This window comes from Streptomyces sp. NPDC007808, assembly GCF_042868655.1.
GTDB lineage: Bacteria > Actinomycetota > Actinomycetes > Streptomycetales > Streptomycetaceae > Streptomyces.
In genome coordinates, this window is sequence record NZ_JBIAEQ010000002.1 from 721,681 (window position 1) to 737,286 (window position 15,606).

Annotated in this window: 11 protein-coding genes; 1 reads left to right on the forward strand and 10 read right to left on the reverse strand. The window is 71.5% G+C overall.

The features are described from left to right. Window positions 1–15: 15 nt before the first annotated feature. From ACFYNL_RS09505 to ACFYNL_RS09550, 10 genes are all read right to left on the reverse strand, one after another. Window positions 16–1,515 (reverse strand): D-ribitol-5-phosphate cytidylyltransferase, encoded by a 1,500-nt coding sequence (locus ACFYNL_RS09505; RefSeq protein WP_388799216.1) that lies wholly within the window; start codon window positions 1,513–1,515, stop codon window positions 16–18. A 627-nt stretch (window positions 1,516–2,142) separates the two neighbouring features. After that, window positions 2,143–3,702: an alkaline phosphatase D family protein gene (locus ACFYNL_RS09510; protein ID WP_388799219.1), complete on the reverse strand. Its 1,560-nt coding sequence runs from the start codon at window positions 3,700–3,702 to the stop codon at window positions 2,143–2,145. 167 nt (window positions 3,703–3,869) lie between these two features. Further along, the gene (locus ACFYNL_RS09515; RefSeq protein ID WP_388799222.1) at window positions 3,870–4,046 is read right to left on the reverse strand and encodes a hypothetical protein; all 177 of its coding nucleotides are present in this window, start codon (window positions 4,044–4,046) and stop codon (window positions 3,870–3,872) included. Between the two features lie 32 nt (window positions 4,047–4,078). Continuing rightward, window positions 4,079–5,554 (reverse strand): FG-GAP-like repeat-containing protein, encoded by a 1,476-nt coding sequence (locus ACFYNL_RS09520; protein WP_388799225.1) that lies wholly within the window; start codon window positions 5,552–5,554, stop codon window positions 4,079–4,081. 308 nt (window positions 5,555–5,862) lie between these two features. Next, on the reverse strand, window positions 5,863–7,308 hold the full coding sequence (gene obgE / locus ACFYNL_RS09525) for a GTPase ObgE (protein WP_388799228.1): 1,446 nt from the start codon (window positions 7,306–7,308) through the stop codon (window positions 5,863–5,865). A gap of 136 nt (window positions 7,309–7,444) precedes the next feature. Continuing rightward, window positions 7,445–7,699, reverse strand: a complete 255-nt coding sequence (rpmA, locus tag ACFYNL_RS09530; RefSeq protein ID WP_004988181.1) for a 50S ribosomal protein L27 — start codon at window positions 7,697–7,699, stop codon at window positions 7,445–7,447. A 14-nt stretch (window positions 7,700–7,713) separates the two neighbouring features. Further along, the gene (gene rplU / locus ACFYNL_RS09535) at window positions 7,714–8,034 is read right to left on the reverse strand and encodes a 50S ribosomal protein L21 (RefSeq protein WP_003990208.1); all 321 of its coding nucleotides are present in this window, start codon (window positions 8,032–8,034) and stop codon (window positions 7,714–7,716) included. Window positions 8,035–8,271: 237 nt separating this feature from the next. Continuing rightward, window positions 8,272–12,453: a ribonuclease E/G gene (locus tag ACFYNL_RS09540; RefSeq protein WP_388799230.1), complete on the reverse strand. Its 4,182-nt coding sequence runs from the start codon at window positions 12,451–12,453 to the stop codon at window positions 8,272–8,274. Between the two features lie 262 nt (window positions 12,454–12,715). Then, window positions 12,716–13,507, reverse strand: a complete 792-nt coding sequence (locus ACFYNL_RS09545; protein ID WP_388799233.1) for a TIGR03936 family radical SAM-associated protein — start codon at window positions 13,505–13,507, stop codon at window positions 12,716–12,718. 48 nt (window positions 13,508–13,555) lie between these two features. After that, on the reverse strand, window positions 13,556–14,704 hold the full coding sequence (locus tag ACFYNL_RS09550; protein WP_388800577.1) for a hypothetical protein: 1,149 nt from the start codon (window positions 14,702–14,704) through the stop codon (window positions 13,556–13,558). Between the two features lie 426 nt (window positions 14,705–15,130). Here ACFYNL_RS09550 and ACFYNL_RS09555 point away from each other — a divergent pair, with 426 nt between their 5' ends. Then, on the forward strand, window positions 15,131–15,535 hold the full coding sequence (locus ACFYNL_RS09555; protein ID WP_388799236.1) for a hypothetical protein: 405 nt from the start codon (window positions 15,131–15,133) through the stop codon (window positions 15,533–15,535). The last annotated feature ends 71 nt before the right edge of the window (window positions 15,536–15,606 follow it).

Sequence of the window (15,606 nt, forward strand, 5' to 3'; positions counted from 1 at the left end):
GCTATTAACTGTTGATTATGCCATGCCGTCCTGGCGGTCCAGAACACTGGCCAGCGCCTGCTCGAAGCCGGAGGCCTTGCCCGCGGCGGCGGTCGGGTCCTGCTGGCGGACGTCGATGACATGGCCGGTCAGCTCGGACAGCAGCACGTCGAGGGAGGTGCGGGCGACGGCCTCGGAGGAGAGCAGGCTGCCCGCGGGCTCCTGGCCGAAGGCCTTGGTGCGCATCGGGGTGGCGGTGCGCTCCGGGTTGATGCAGTTCACGCGGACGCCGTCGCCGGCCCACTCGTCGGACAGGGCCTGGGTGAGGTTCACCATGGCGGCCTTGGTGGAGGAGTACAGGCTGTACTCGGCGCGGCCGCGGGTGTAGCTGCTGGAGGTGTACAGCAGCAGCTGGCCCTTGGTCTCCGACAGGTACTTGTACGAGGAGCGCGCGATCTGCACCGGGGCGAGGTAGTTGACCTTCAGCGCCTCCTCGATGGTGGCGTTGTCGGTCTCGGCGAGCTTGCCTATGCGCAGGACGCCGGCGGTGTTCACGACGTAGTCGATACGGCCGGTCTCGGCGTACGCCTTGGACAGGGCGTCGTCGACCTCCTCCGGGTTCTCCACGTGCGTGCCGGTGGTGGAGCGGCCCAGCGCGTAGACCTTGGCGCCGTAGGACTCGGCGAGTTCGGCGATGTCCTTGCCGATGCCGTACGAGCCGCCGAAGACGACGACGGTCTTGCCGGTCAGCAGCTCGCGGTAGACCTCCTCGCCCTTCTGCTCCGGGGCGGCGGTGGAGGCGAGCTGGAAGAGCTTGTCGGCGATGAAGACGTCGACGGGCTGGGTGACCTTCATGTTGTACTCGTCACCCGCGACGACGTGGATCGGCACGTCCGGCAGGTACTTGAGCACGACGGAGCAGTCGTCCGTGGCCTGGAAGTTGGGGTCACCGGCGGCGACCTCGTAGGCGCGCTTGATCGTGGACAGCTTGAAGGCCTGCGGGGTCTGGCCGCGGCGCAGGCGGGAGCGGTCCGGGATCTCGGTGATGAACTCGCCGTCCTCGCCGTGGGTGCGGGTCACGATGATGGTGTCCGCGGACGGGATGGCGACGTCGACGGCCTGGTAGCGCTCCAGGGCCACGACGCAGTCGTCGATGACGCGCTGCGACAGCAGGGGGCGGACGGCGTCGTGGAACAGGACGTTCAGGTCCTCGCCCTCGGCCAGGCCCTCGCCGAGGGCCTCGATGGCGCGCTCGGTGGTCTCGTTCCGGGTCGAGCCGCCCTCGATGATCTTCTTGACCTTCGTGAACCCGGCCTTGGCGACGATCTTCTCGACGTCGGGCACGTAACCCGGGGCCATCAGCACGATGATGTCGTCGATCGAGTCGGCCTTCTCGAAGGTGGTCAGGGTGTGCTCGATGACTGCCTTGCCGGCGATCTTCAGCAGCTGCTTGGGGATCGACAGACCCACGCGCTGACCGGTACCGCCGGCCAGGATCACTGCGGTGGTACGGGGCTTGGCTATGTGCTGGGACACAGGTGACCTACCTTGTGGCGACTGGGAACTTGGAAATGGTCCCACTTGTGGTTACCGCAGTGCAAGGTGAGCGACCCCGGCTGCATATGTGCGCGCAACCCGTCATTCACCTTGTACGCATGGTCATTGTCGAGAGGTCCTGTGGAGGTCTCGGCGAATTGCTGTGAGTAACGGCACAGGTTCACCGAAGCGGTGGCCGCCCGGGACGACGACGGCCGAGCACCCGCACGAGTTCCTTCCTCGACGTCTGGTGAACCGTACGCGACTTGGCGGGGGCGGTGCGCAGCACAGGCAGGACAAAAGGGGCATGTCGGCTCACAATTCACGCCGCGTCCCGCGTATTCGCCCCGCCGTCTCCGCACGATCCGCGCGATGACCCCGTCGACCCGTCGCGGGGTGCCGATCTTCACACCACCGGGACCGGGGATGCACGTGTTCTTCATATCCGTCACAGCGCTGTTTCGGACAGCTGTGAATAGCGCTCCGCGGGGCAGTTCATCGGCGCGGAATTCCTTATCAAGATTCCGCAGCATTTCGGTATCGGCGAGGGAGACCGCGGGATTCGCGCCATCACGAAGGGCCCGGGACGCACATGAGTCCCGGGCCCCTCCTCAAATGTGACGTGAGTTACACGACTTCGACGCCCGGCCGCCCCGCCTCCACCCGGAGCCGTGCCCGCGTGCTCGGCGTCGCCGTCGGCTGCCGGACCGTGTCCACGATCCTGACCTGCGCGTCGATGCCGTCGCGGCGGATGTCGAAGAGGTGGTAGCCGCGGTGGGCGTCGAGCAGCTTCCAGTGCGGGTTGTCCGGGACGCGCGGGTCCCACTCCCGGTGGAAGGCGTCCTGGTCCTGGTCGCCGTTGCTGGAGACGGACGTGCCCACGAACTCGGCGCCCACGACGTCGGAGTCGGGGTCCGCGTAGTCCTCCTTGAGGTCGCTGATCATCGTCAGGTGGCGGTCGCCGGTGAACACGACCGGGTTGCGGACGTCCTTCAGCTCCCGCATCAAGGCGTTGCGCTCGACCTGGTAACCGTCCCAGGCGTCGTAGTACCAGAGCTTGCCCTCGCCGACCTTGAGGTCGGTCTCGCCCATCATGATCTGCGAGCCGATCATGTTCCAGCGGGCCGGTGAGTACCGCAGCCCGTTCAGCAGCCACCGCTTCTGCTCGGCGCCGAGCATGGTGAGCGAAGGGTCCTGGGCGCCTTCCTGGCTGGTGGCCTGGTCGCTGCGGTACTGCCGGGTGTCCAGCACACTGAGCCGGGCCAGTCTGCCGAACTCCAGACGGCGGTACATCTGGATGTGCGGGCCGTTCGGGACGGCGCTCGCCCTGACCGGCATGTGCTCGTAGAACGCCTGGTAGGCCGCGGTGAGACGGGCCACGAAGGCGTCGTGCGGCTGTTTGTCCGGGTCCTGCGGGATGTCGCCGGCGAAGTCGTTGTCGACCTCGTGGTCGTCGAAGGTGACCACCCAGGGGGCGTTCGCGTGCATGGCGGCGAGGTCGGGGTCGGTGCGGTACTGGGCGTACCGGTTGCGGTACTGGACCAGCGTGTAGGGCTCGTCGTTGCCCTCGTGCCGGCGCAGGGCCGTCGCCGACGGCCGGGACTCGTATATGTAGTCGCCGACGAACAGGACGAAGTCGGGGTCCTGGGCCAGCATGTCGGCGTACGGAGTGAAGTAGCCGTGCTGCCAGTTCTGGCAGGAGGCCAGCGCCATCCGCAGCCGGCCGCCGGAGCTGTACGCGTGGGGTGCGGTGCGCGTGCGGCCGACGGGCGACAGCTGGCCGCCGGCGCGGAACCGGTACCAGTAGGTACGGCCCGGGCGCAGCCGTCGTACGTCCACGTGGACGCTGTGCCCCAACTCGGGCCGGGCCTCGGCGACGCCCCGGCGGGCCGGTTTTCTGAACCGCTCGTCCTCGCAGATCTCCCACTCGACCGGAACGACGGCGTCGGGCATGCCGCCACCGTTCAGCGGGTCCGGCGCGAGGCGCGTCCACAGCACGACACCGTCGGGCAGGGGGTCGCCGGAGGCCACACCGAGGCTGAACACCCCGTCGGGCAGTGGCGTTTCGGCGGCGCGCGCGGTGGCCGGCAACCACAGCTGCGCGGAAGCGGCGGCGCCGAGCAGCGCTGCTCCGGCGGTCAGAAAGCGGCGTCGGTCGGGGGACATGGACCCGATCGCTGCGGTCATCGTCGAACTCCCTTGCCTCGCTGGCCTCTTGGACACTTCGGATGCTCATGCTTGTGGGCGGACCGCCCGCTGAACGGCATACTTCGCGTGCATGACAAACAGGGAGACAACAGAAGACCCGCTGCGGCACGAGAACGCACCCTTGCCACAACGGGTCTGTCGGTCGGTCAGTGATTGAACCCCGGCCGGGTCAGTAATTGAAGCCAGCTTCGCGTCGTCCAGTCGGCGCCGGTCTCCGCCACGTCCGGAACGCCGGCGGTGTTCTGGTCGGCCCCGGTGGCGCCGGCACCGGTCAGCCCACTCGCGCCGCCGCGCAGCACGACGACCCCGCCGGCGCCGCTCACCCCGTCGAAGCCCTCGCCGGACGTCGTCGCCGTCAGTCCGCCAACGAGCTCCCGAAACCGGCCCCGGCCGCGGGGATGCCCATCGTGGTCGGGCCGAACGAGAAGGAGCCACTCGCGGTGATGCCGCTGGACGTGGCGCGGAAGACCCACACGGAACCGTTGCCGGCGTTCTCCGCCGGGGCGCCGACGACCAGTCCGTCCTTCTTGTCGCCGTCGGCGTCGACGAGGGCGGTCTGCGCGCCGAACTTGTCGCCCTTCTCGGCGGTGCCGGGAACACCGCTGGTGTTCTGGGTGAACACCTTGGAGCCGCTCCCGGTCAGGCCGTTCGCGCTGCCGCGCAGCACGAGCACGGCGCCCGCGTCGGTGACGCCGTTCAGGTCCTCGCCGGGGAGCCCGGTCGCCACGTCGAGGTAGCCGTCGCCGTTGGTGTCACCGACGGACAGACCCGAGCCCATGCCGTCCCCCTGCTCGGCGGTGCCGGGCACACCGGTCGTGGCCTGGTTGATGACCACCGGCTTGCGGGTGGTGGAGAAACCGGCGGGGCCGCCGTGGACGACCGTCAGCGAGCCGCCCGACGTGTCCTCGCGGCCGACGACGATATCGCCGTACCCGTCCTTGTTCAGGTCGCCGATCACGGCGTCCTCGCCGCCGACGAGCCTGCCCTCCGCGTCCTTGAGCCGGCCCTTCGGGGTGAGCCCGCCGCTGCCGCCCAGGAGAAGGGCGGCCTCGCGCGAGTCCGGCGACCCGTTGCCTCCCATGCGTACGACGATGTCGGCGACCCCGTCGCCGTTGACGTCACCGGAGGTCAGCGAGTGCATGAGCGCCGGCTCCCCGGCGAAGACGCGGAAGGTGTCCTTCTTCGCCGCCTGTCCGGTCCGGGTGAAGGGACCGTGCCACACCGTGCCGTCCGCCTCGTCGGCCTCGCCCGCCCAGTCGTCGGTGCTCGACGTCACCACGTCCGGACGCTTGTCACCGTCCACGTCCGCGACGGTGAAGCCCCCCTGCCACTCGCTCTGCGGGGACCAGGTCAGGGTGGTCTTCGTGGTCGAAAGCCCCTGGGGACCACCCCAGTTGACGACGAGGGCGTAACCGAGCTCGTGCAGGAAGACACCTTCGACCGACAGCAGGTCCGCGTACCCGTCCCCGTCCAGATCGGCGCTCTGGAGCTGCGCACCGTAACCGCCGCTGTATTCGTCGGCCGGCCCGTTCAGCACCTGCTTGCGCGAGGTCGACAGCCCGCCGGAGGAGCCGTACAGCACACTGACCGCACCGCTCCTGCCCTCACCGCCCGGCGCGGCGCCCGGCGCCCCGATCGCCAGGTCGCGGTGCCCGTCCCCGTTGAAGTCGTCGTGCAGCCGCTTGGCGCTCGGCGTGGCGGCCGTGGCCTCCCCGGTGGCGGCGTCGACGGCGGGCACCGCCAACGCACCGGCGACCACGGCGACGCCGGTGGCGAGGGCCAGCCGTCTGCGGCGGGAGAGGAAGGTGCGGCGGCGGGAACGCGAAGCCATGGGGACCACGTCGACTCCGGGGATCGAGAAGGGCGGTGGGAACGCGTGCCGAGGTTCAAGATCCTCTTCACGCCGCCCAGTACGACTCACCGGGGTAGGCGGGGGTTGCCCTGGAGTTCGCCGGAATTTTTCACGGCGTAACCGATTCGGCCGGGCTCGTCGCTGGGTCCCGCCCGTGCCGTGCGACGCCGGCCCGGGTGTGCCCGCCCCCCGGGTAGCGGAAGCCCCCGGTCGACGTCAGCACAAACGCCGGGGCGCTTGTCAGCACCCCGGCGTCCTCACAGCAGGCGGCCTCGCGGCCGGCAACCTCAGAACGGCTCGAAGTCGTCGAACTCCTGCGCCGCCTCGTCCCGTTCGGCCTGCTTGTCACGTCGTCGCTGCGCCGCGGGCCGAGGCGCCTCGAAGCGATGGTCCTCGCCACGCCGCCCGAGCATCTCCGCACCGGCCGTCACCGACGGCTCCCAGTCGAAGACCACGGCGTTCTCCTCGGGCCCGATGGCCACGCCGTCACCGGAGCGGGCCCCGGCCTTCATCAACTCCTCTTCCACACCCAGGCGGTTGAGCCGGTCCGCGAGATAGCCCACGGCCTCGTCGTTGTTGAAGTCGGTCTGCCGCACCCAGCGCTCGGGCTTCTCGCCGCGCACCCGGAACAGCGGCTCGCCGCCGACCTCCTCGCGCGTCACGGTGAACCCGGCGTCGTCGACGGCCTTCGGCCGGATGACGATCCGCGTCGCCTCTTCCTTCGGCTTCGCGGCCCGCGCCCTGCCCACCAGCTCGGCCAGCGCGAACGACAGCTCCTTCAGTCCCATGTGCGCCACCGCGGACACCTCGAAGACCCGGTATCCGCGGGCTTCCAGGTCCGGCCGCACCATCTCGGCGAGATCCTTGCCGTCCGGTACGTCGATCTTGTTCAGGACCACGATCCGCGGCCGGTTGTCGAGGCCGCCGTACTCCCGCAGCTCCGCCTCGATGACGTCGAGGTCGGAGAGGGGGTCGCGGTCGGACTCCAGCGTCGCGGTGTCCAGGACGTGCACGAGCACACTGCACCGCTCCACGTGCCGCAGGAACTCCAGGCCCAGGCCCTTGCCCTGGCTGGCGCCCGGAATGAGGCCGGGGACGTCGGCGATGGTGTACACGGTCGAACCGGCGGTCACCACACCGAGGTTGGGCACGAGCGTCGTGAAGGGGTAGTCCGCGATCTTCGGCTTGGCGGCGCTCAGCACGGAGATCAGCGAGGACTTGCCGGCGCTCGGGTAGCCGACCAGCGCCACGTCGGCGACCGTCTTCAGCTCCAGGACGATGTCCTTCAGGCCCCCGGGCTCACCGAGCAGCGCGAACCCGGGCGCCTTGCGCCGTGCCGACGCCAGCGCCGCGTTCCCGAGGCCGCCCCGGCCGCCCTGGGCGGCGACGAAGGACGTGCCGTGCCCGACCAGGTCGGCGAGCACATTGCCCGCCTTGTCCAGCACCACGGTGCCGTCGGGCACCGGCAGCACCAGGTCCTGCCCGTCCTTGCCCGACCGGTTGCCGCCCTCACCGGGCTTGCCGTTGGTGGCCTTGCGGTGCGGGGAGTGGTGGTAGTCGAGCAGCGTGGTGATCGACTGGTCGACGGTGAGGATCACGTCCCCGCCGCGCCCGCCGTTGCCGCCGTCGGGTCCGCCGAGCGGCTTGAACTTCTCACGGTGGACGGAGGCACAGCCGTGGCCTCCGTTACCCGCGGCGACATGCAGCTCGACGCGGTCCACGAAGGTGGTCATGGTGGGTGCCTCCAGCACTGAATACGTAGGGTTTGTCTCTTGCGTAACACGCGAAAGGCGGACCCGCCTTCCCACAGGGGAAGTGAGGTCCGCCTCGCGAAACGCTCTACCGCGCCTGAGCCCTGAGGGGGCTGCTTCAGGCGACCGGAACGATGTTCACGACCTTGCGGCCACGGCTGGTGCCGAACTCCACCGCACCGGCCTGCAGCGCGAACAGCGTGTCGTCGCCGCCACGGCCGACGCCCGCACCGGGGTGGAAGTGGGTGCCGCGCTGGCGGACCAGGATCTCACCCGCGCTGACGACCTGACCGCCGAAGCGCTTCACGCCGAGCCGCTGGGCGTTCGAGTCGCGACCGTTCCGGGTGGACGATGCGCCCTTCTTGTGTGCCATCTGTTCTCAGTCCCTTACTTCGCAGCCGTGGGGATCTCAGTGACCTTGATCGCCGTGTACTGCTGGCGGTGGCCCTGACGACGGCGGTAGCCGGTCTTGTTCTTGTAGCGCAGAATGTCGATCTTCTGGCCCTTGTGGTGGTCCACGACCTCGGCCTGGACCTTGATGCCGGCCAGCACCCACGGGTCACTGGTCACAGCGTCGCCGTCGACAACGAGCAGGGTCGAGAGCTCGACCGTGTCGCCAACCTTGGCAGTGGAAATCTTGTCAACCTCAACGATGTCGCCGACAGCAACCTTGTGCTGGCGACCACCGCTGCGCACGATGGCGTACACGCGGATCTCACTCTCTCGCTCGGGAACGGCACCCCCGCAGTCCAGCAACCCGGCACGCGGGCGGCCTCTCCGGAGCACCCGGTGCTCCGGAGGAAGAGGTTTACGGGGATGTGGCGCGTCCTATATCCGCGGACACGCCGAGGGTCAAGGTTACGGGGCCGCGGCCGAGGGGGTCAAACCGGGCCGGGTCCCGCGGCTGTGCGGCCGGTCACGTCGACCGGCCGCACAGCCAGGGGTTCAGCTCTCGTCGGTGGCGGCCGAGACCGTGGTCTTCTTCGCCGTCGACTTGGCCGCGGCCGTCTTGGCGGTCTTCGCCGCCTTCTTGGCCGTGACCTTCTTGGCAGCCGTCTTCTTGGCCGCGGTCTTCTTGGTGGCGGCCTTCTTCGCCGTCGCCTTCTTGGCCGTCTTACGGGCCGTCTTCTTCGCCGGAGCCGTCTCCTCGACGCCCTCCTCCGCGGCCGGGGCCTCCCCCGCGGGGGCGGGCTCCTGCGCGGCGGGGGCCTCGGGCTGGGTCTCCGTGGCCGGGACGACCACGACGGCCGCCTCCTCGGACGCCGTCGGCGCGGTGGCCTTGCGCACGGCACGACGCCGCGGGCGGGCCGGGGCGGCGCTCTCGGCGACCGCCTCGGCCGGAGCCTGCTCGGCCTGCTCGGCCTGCTCGGCCTGCTCGGCTGACGCCTGCGGCTCGGGCGTCGTGGACGCCGTCTCGCCGACCGTCACCACGGCGGCCTCGGCCCCCGCGGGCGACCCGGCGGGCGCCGACACCTTGCGGGTCGCGCGACGCCGCGTACGTCCCTTGGGCGCGGCCTCCTCGACGGCCGGTGCCTCGGCTGCGGGCGTCTCGGCTGCGGGCGTCCCGACGACCGCGTCCTCCACGGCCGCCGGCTCGGCCTTGGCCTCGGCTGCCGACTCCGGCTGCACCGGACGCGCGATCTCCTCCTCGACCGTCACGTCCTGAGCCGTGGCGACCGTCTCGGGCTTGCGCGGCGCACCCGCCGGAGCGGACACGCGGCGACCGCCACGCCGGCGCGAACGTCCACCACGCGCGACCGCGGCCTCCGCCTCGGCGACGCTGCTGTACAGCTCCTCGTCCGGTGTGAAGGCGGGCTCCGCGAGCGCGACCGGCTCGGCGACCTCGGCGGCGACCTCGGCTTCGGTCTCCGCCTCCTCCTCGGCCGTCTCGACCGGCTCGACGGCGACGGACGCCTCGTGCACCTGCTCGGGACCGGCACCGGCACGCGCCCGCTTCTTGCGCTTGCCACCACCGCCACCGACGGCCGTGGGCTGCTCCATGTGCACGATGACACCGCGCCCGTTGCAGTGGACGCAGGTCTCGGAGAAGGACTCCAGCAGGCCCTGACCGACCCGCTTACGGGTCATCTGCACCAGGCCCAGCGAGGTCACTTCCGCCACCTGGTGCTTCGTCCGGTCCCGGCCCAGGCACTCCAGCAGGCGCCGCAGCACCAGGTCCCGGTTGGACTCCAGCACCATGTCGATGAAGTCGATGACGATGATGCCGCCGAGGTCGCGCAGCCGCAGCTGGCGGACGATCTCCTCGGCCGCCTCCAGGTTGTTCCTGGTGACGGTCTCCTCGAGGTTGCCGCCCTGACCGGTGAACTTGCCGGTGTTGACGTCGACGACCACCATCGCCTCGGTCCGGTCGATCACCAGCGAACCGCCGCTGGGCAGCCAGACCTTGCGGTCCAGCGCCTTGGCGAGCTGCTCGTCGATCCGGTAGGTGGCGAAGACGTCGACCTCGGAGGTCCACTTCTGCAGCCGCTCCGCCAAGTCCGGGGCCACGTGCGAGACATACCCGTGGACGGTCTGCCAGGCCTCGTCACCGCTGACGACGACCTTGGAGAAGTCCTCGTTGAAGATGTCCCGGACGACCCGGACGGTCATGTCCGGCTCGCCGTACAGCAGCGTCGGAGCGTTGCCGTTCTTGGCCTTCTTCTGGATCTCTTCCCACTGCGCCTGCAGCCGCTCGACGTCCCTGCGCAGCTCGTCCTCGCTCGCGCCCTCGGCGGCGGTGCGCACGATGACGCCCGCGTCCTCGGGGACGACCTTCTTGAGGATGCTCTTCAGACGCGCCCGCTCGGTGTCGGGCAGCTTGCGGCTGATACCGGTCATCGAGCCCTCGGGCACGTACACGAGGTAGCGGCCCGGGAGGGAGACCTGGCTGGTCAGACGGGCGCCCTTGTGCCCGATCGGGTCCTTGGTCACCTGGACGAGGACCGACTGGCCCGACTTCAGGGCGGACTCGATGCGACGCGGCCCGTTGGCCATGCCGAGCGCCTCGAAGTTGACCTCACCGGCGTACAGGACGGCGTTGCGGCCCTTGCCGATGTCGATGAAGGCGGCCTCCATCGACGGCAGCACGTTCTGCACCTTGCCGAGGTAGACGTTGCCGACGTACGAGGTCGACTGCTCCTTGTTGACGTAGTGCTCGACGAGCACGTTGTCCTCGAGGACGCCGATCTGCGTGCGGTCGCCGTGCTGCCGGACGACCATCACGCGCTCGACGGCCTCGCGGCGGGCCAGGAACTCGGCCTCGGTGATGATCGGAACGCGTCGGCGGCCCTGCTCACGGCCTTCCCGGCGGCGCTGCTTCTTGGCCTCCAGGCGGGTCGAGCCCTTGATGGACTGCACCTCGTCGGACGGCTCGGCACCCTTTTCCCGCGCGGGGCGGGGCTCGCGGACCTTGACGACGGTGCGCTCGGGGTCGCCCTCGCCGGGCTCGGTGTCGACGGAGGTGTCACCGGCGCGACGGCGACGGCGACGGCGACGACGGCTGCTGGAGCTGGACCCGGCGCCCTCGTCGCGGGCCTCGTCGTCCTCTTCCTCCTGCTCGGCGGTGTCCTCGGCGTCCTGCGCCGCCTGCTCGGCCGCGAGTTCCTCGCTGTCCGCGTCACCGCCCTCGGCGTCGCTCTCCGCGGCCTCACCGCGACGACGGCGACGGCCACCGCGCCGACGACGGCGCCGGGAGCCGGTCTCCTCGGTCTCGTCGCCCTCGGCGATGTCCTCGGCGGCCTCGTCGGCTTCCTCGGACTCGTCCTCGGCGGCGGCCTCGGTGGTCGGGGTGTCGGTGGTCGGAGCCTCGGACTCTTCACCGGACGCGCCACGGCGACGGCGACGGCGACGCGACGCGCCGGCCTGCTCCTCCGTGTACTCCTCGACGTCCTCGGTCTCCGTCTCGGCGGCGGCTTCGGCGGCGGCCCGCTCGGGCGTCTGGAACTGCGGCTCGGTGAACACGGGCGCCTGGAACAGGGCCACCGCGGGCCGTGCCGGGCGCGGGGCCTCGGCGGCCTCGGAGGCGGCGGACCGAGCGGGCTCGGCGAATCCGGTGGCGGCCCGTCGCACGACCCGACGGCGACGGCGGGGGCCGGTCTCCTCGTCGGGCTCGGCGGCGGGGGCCTGCGCCGGGGCGCCGACACCGGTCACCGCGGCGGTCTCCGTGTCGATGCCGGGGGTCACGGGGGTCTCCGCCGTGATCGAGGTCTCGACGGCAGGCGCCGCCTCGCCGGCGACGGGCGTCTCGCTGCCGGTGCCCTCGTCGGACGCGGTCACCCGGCGCGTGGCACGCCGACGCGTACGACGCGGGGCGGCCTCCTCAGGGGCCTCGGCCGCGGCCTCGGCCTCGCCGGTCCCGGCGGACGCGGCGGGCTCCTCGGCGACGGCCTCGGTGCTCGCGTCGGCGCCCGCGGTCTCGGCGGCGCCCGGAGCACCGGCGGGGGCGGAGGCCCGACGCACGGCACGACGGCGCGTACGACGCGGCGCCGTCTCCTCCTCCACGGACTCGGCCGGGGCGGCGGCCTCGACGGTCTCGGGCTCAGTGACCTCAGCCGTCACCTCGGCGGCGGAGACCACGGTCTCGGCGGTCTCGGCGGCGGCCGGAGCACCGGCGGGCGCGGAGGCTCGACGCACGGCACGACGGCGCGTACGACGCGGCGCCGCCTCCTCCTCCACGGACTCGGCCGGGGCGGCGGCCTCGACGGCCGGGCTCGGCTCCTCGGCGACCGGAGCGGGGGTGGGCACGACGGTCTCGGCGGTCTCGGCGGCCGCCGGCGACCCGGTGGGCGCGGCAGCGCGGCGCACCACGCGCCGCCGGGGACGACCGGCGGGTGCGGCCACCTCGGCGACGGCGGTCTCTTCCGCCTCGTCCGCTTCCGCTGCCTCGGTGTTCACCTCGGCCTCGGCGGCCTCGACGCTCTCGTCGGGCTTCTCGGCCTCGTCGCTCGCGGCGACGTCGGCCACGTCAGCGGCCGGTATGGCCGGCTCGACCACCTCAGCGGGCTGCGTCTCCGCGGCGGCGGGCGGTCCCGCCGGGCGGGACGAGGCGCGACGCCGCCGACGCGGCGGCAGGGTGTCGCTGGGAGTGTTCAGTTCGGAACCCTCGTTGGGTTCGGTCGGTTCGAGCATGCGGGCGTTTCTCCCGTCAGGCTCCCGGGCGCCGCGCCTGGTCCGGCGATATGCCGGTGACGTCCGCGGCTCGCGGGTTGCGCGACTGCCGCCGTCCGGGGCGCGGGCGCCGCACGGGAGCTCTCTGTGTCCTGTCTCGCCGGTTCCGTACACCGAATGCGTACGGCCTGGCGAAAGTCTTCTGGTCGGTGCGCTGCCCGACCCAGGTGGCTCCCGAGTCCGAGGGCGGCGCTTCGACGTCCGTCCCTACGCGGAACCTTCCTTACGCCGGCGCCGTCGCGGCGGCAGCGGGCGCGGCCTCGGTTGGGGCCGTCGCTGCCTCGCGGTCAGGCGCGAGCGGGTCGGTCACCGTGCCGGTCTCTTCATCGAACAGCCCCTGCGCCAGCCTGGTCACCGCTGCGGGGACCGGCGGCGCCAGGTCGGCCACGGCGCGGAGACCGGACAGGACGTCGTCGGGTCGTACGGCAGGCGTCACGTGCCGAACAACCAGCCGCAGTATCGCACAGGGCTGGTCGGTCGGCCTATCAGCCCGCGAACTGTGCGTCTCTGTTCCGTCGGTGCTGTGCAGGCTTTCCAGGTGGACGACCGCCGGGCGGGCGTCGAAGGTCCGCACGCCGTTCTTGGTCATGCGCTGCACCTCGACGGCGTCGGCGCTGGTGAAGGCGTCGACCGCGCGCTGGGCGTCGGCCGGGTCCACACCGTCGAGCCGCAGCTCCCAGACGGACGCCGTGAGCCGGTCCGCGAGCCCGGAGATCCGGGCCTCGACCGCCTCGATGACGTCGAGCCCGGCGGGCAGCGACTCGTCGAGAAGCGCTCTCAGCTGCTCGGGATCACGCGCTTCGGTGAGCGCGATCTCGAGGTACTCCGCCTCACTGCCCGTGCCGGTGGGTGCGGCATTGGCGTACGACACCTTCGGATGCGGCGTGAACCCCGCCGAGTACGCCATCGGCACCTCGGCACGGCGCAGCGCACGCTCGAAGGCGCGCTGGAAGTCACGGTGGCTGGTGAACCGGAGGCGGCCGCGCTTGGTGTAGCGCAGTCGGATGCGCTGCACCGCGGGTGCGGGCGGCGGGCCTTCGGGCTGTCGCTTGCCCAGTGTCGTTCAGTCCTTCGTGAGAGCGGTCGTACTGCTACCAAGAGTACGTGTCCCGCCGCCCGGAGGTTCCCGCCGGGCCACCGCTTCCCGTGGCTTCGGCTCCCCGAACAGCATCCGCCGGAAGTCGGCACGCGCCTGTCGTGCGGACTGCCGGGCGGCGGCGAGGGCCTGCCGACCGGCCCGCCCCACGCTGCGGGCGGCCTCGGCGACGGGCCGCAGCACGGCGTCGCGGACCACGTGCCCGATCGGTGTGAGCACCGTCCGGTACACCCATCGCACCGGCTCGACGAAGATCCACCGGAAGAGGGCGGCGAGGAACCGGCCGACGGCGAGCGAGATCCGTCCGGCGACCCGCCACGCGTGCCCGAGCGCGTCCAGGGTCTCCCTGCCGACGACGGCGAGCACGCGGCCGACGGGCGCGAGGACCCACCTGTACAGCCCCACCGCGGGCAGCACGAACAGCACGCGCCCGATCCAGTACAGGGCGACTGCGACACCGGTCGCGATTGCCCCCACGCCCCGGGCGAGGCCCCGGAGGCACCACATGACGGCCCGCCCGACCGGCGCGAGGATCCACTCGTACACCCACAGGGCTGGGACGACGACGAGGTACCGCACCAGCCAGGCGACCGCGCCGAACATCCCGAGCCCGAGGGCGCCGAGCACCGCGCCGAGCCCTTTCAGCACCCACGCCACCGCATGCCCGACCGGCGTGAGGACACGCACGTACACCCACTCCAGCCCGGCCCGGATCCCGCGCCCCAGCCACGCGAAGCCGTACCCGACGCCGCGGGCCGCCCAGGCGCAGGCGTGTCCCAGGGGGGTCAGCGCGTACCGGTACAGCCACCCGGCGGGCACGACGACGAGGGCGTTCCCCAGCCAGGCGAGCCCCTTCGCGAGGGGCACGAGGGCATACCGCCACACCCCCACGAACGGCCACACGAACACCGCGCGCATCAGCCACAGCGACGCCCTGCCCACCGGCCGCAGCACCGTGTCGTTCAGGAACCGCCCGCTCACCACGAGCGCGTCCCACACCATCCGCACCGGCACGACCAGCACGAGGACGACGATCCGCACGGGGACGCGGATCGCCACGACCAGGCACCCCTCGGGGTCCTGGCGCTGCGGCTGTGGCGGCTTTTCGAGATCCATACCGTCGTAGACGCGGGGACGGCGTGGCCGGATGCGGACGGCCGGCAGAAGTTCGGTGCCGGGTCCCGTGCGGATCACGTGGCGCACACCTGCGGCTGCCGTCCGGGCCGCTGGTGCCCTTCATGCACCGCCCGGTCCCGCCTCACCCCCCGCGGGTGATCACGCGGACGTCGGCACCACGCGGCGGTCACCGTCCCGCGCCGGCGGCGTACCGACGGGCGGTGACGACCGCCGGGACACCGGGAAGCCACCGTGCCCGGACCGGGCCGCCGAACGCGCTTCACCACCCGGGTCCGGCCCGGTTCACCCGCCATGGGTGATCACGTCTCCCCCTGCGGCCTCCCACGCTGAGAGATGCGGAGCCCGTCGCTGAAGGCGCACGGGTCCCCCGCGTCACGAGATCACCGAAGCGATGAGGAAGCGACCATGACGACGACCCACCACCGCTCGACCAGGACGGAAGCCGCCGCCGGCGGCCTGGTGACGTTCGCCGGCGTTCTGCTGTTCCTCGCCGGGATCCTGGATCTCTTCCGGGGCATCATGGCGATCGCCGACGACGACGTGTACGTGTCCACCCCCAACTACATCTTCAAGTTCGACCTGACCAGCTGGGGCTGGATCCAGCTGGCCCTCGGAGTGATCGCCATGGCCGTGAGCGCGGGTCTCTTCACCCGCGCCACGTGGGCCCGGGTCGCCGGTGTGGGCATCGCGGCACTGCTGATCATCGCCAACTTCCTGTCGATCCCCTACTACCCCGTCTGGTCCCTCACCCTCATCGCGATGTACGCCTTCGTCATCTGGGCACTGTGCGTCGTACGCCGCGAACCCTGACGCGGACCTCGGCAACTGCTGTCGGCGAGCGAAGGGCACGGCCCCGAGAGCGCGCCCAAGAGCGCCAAGGG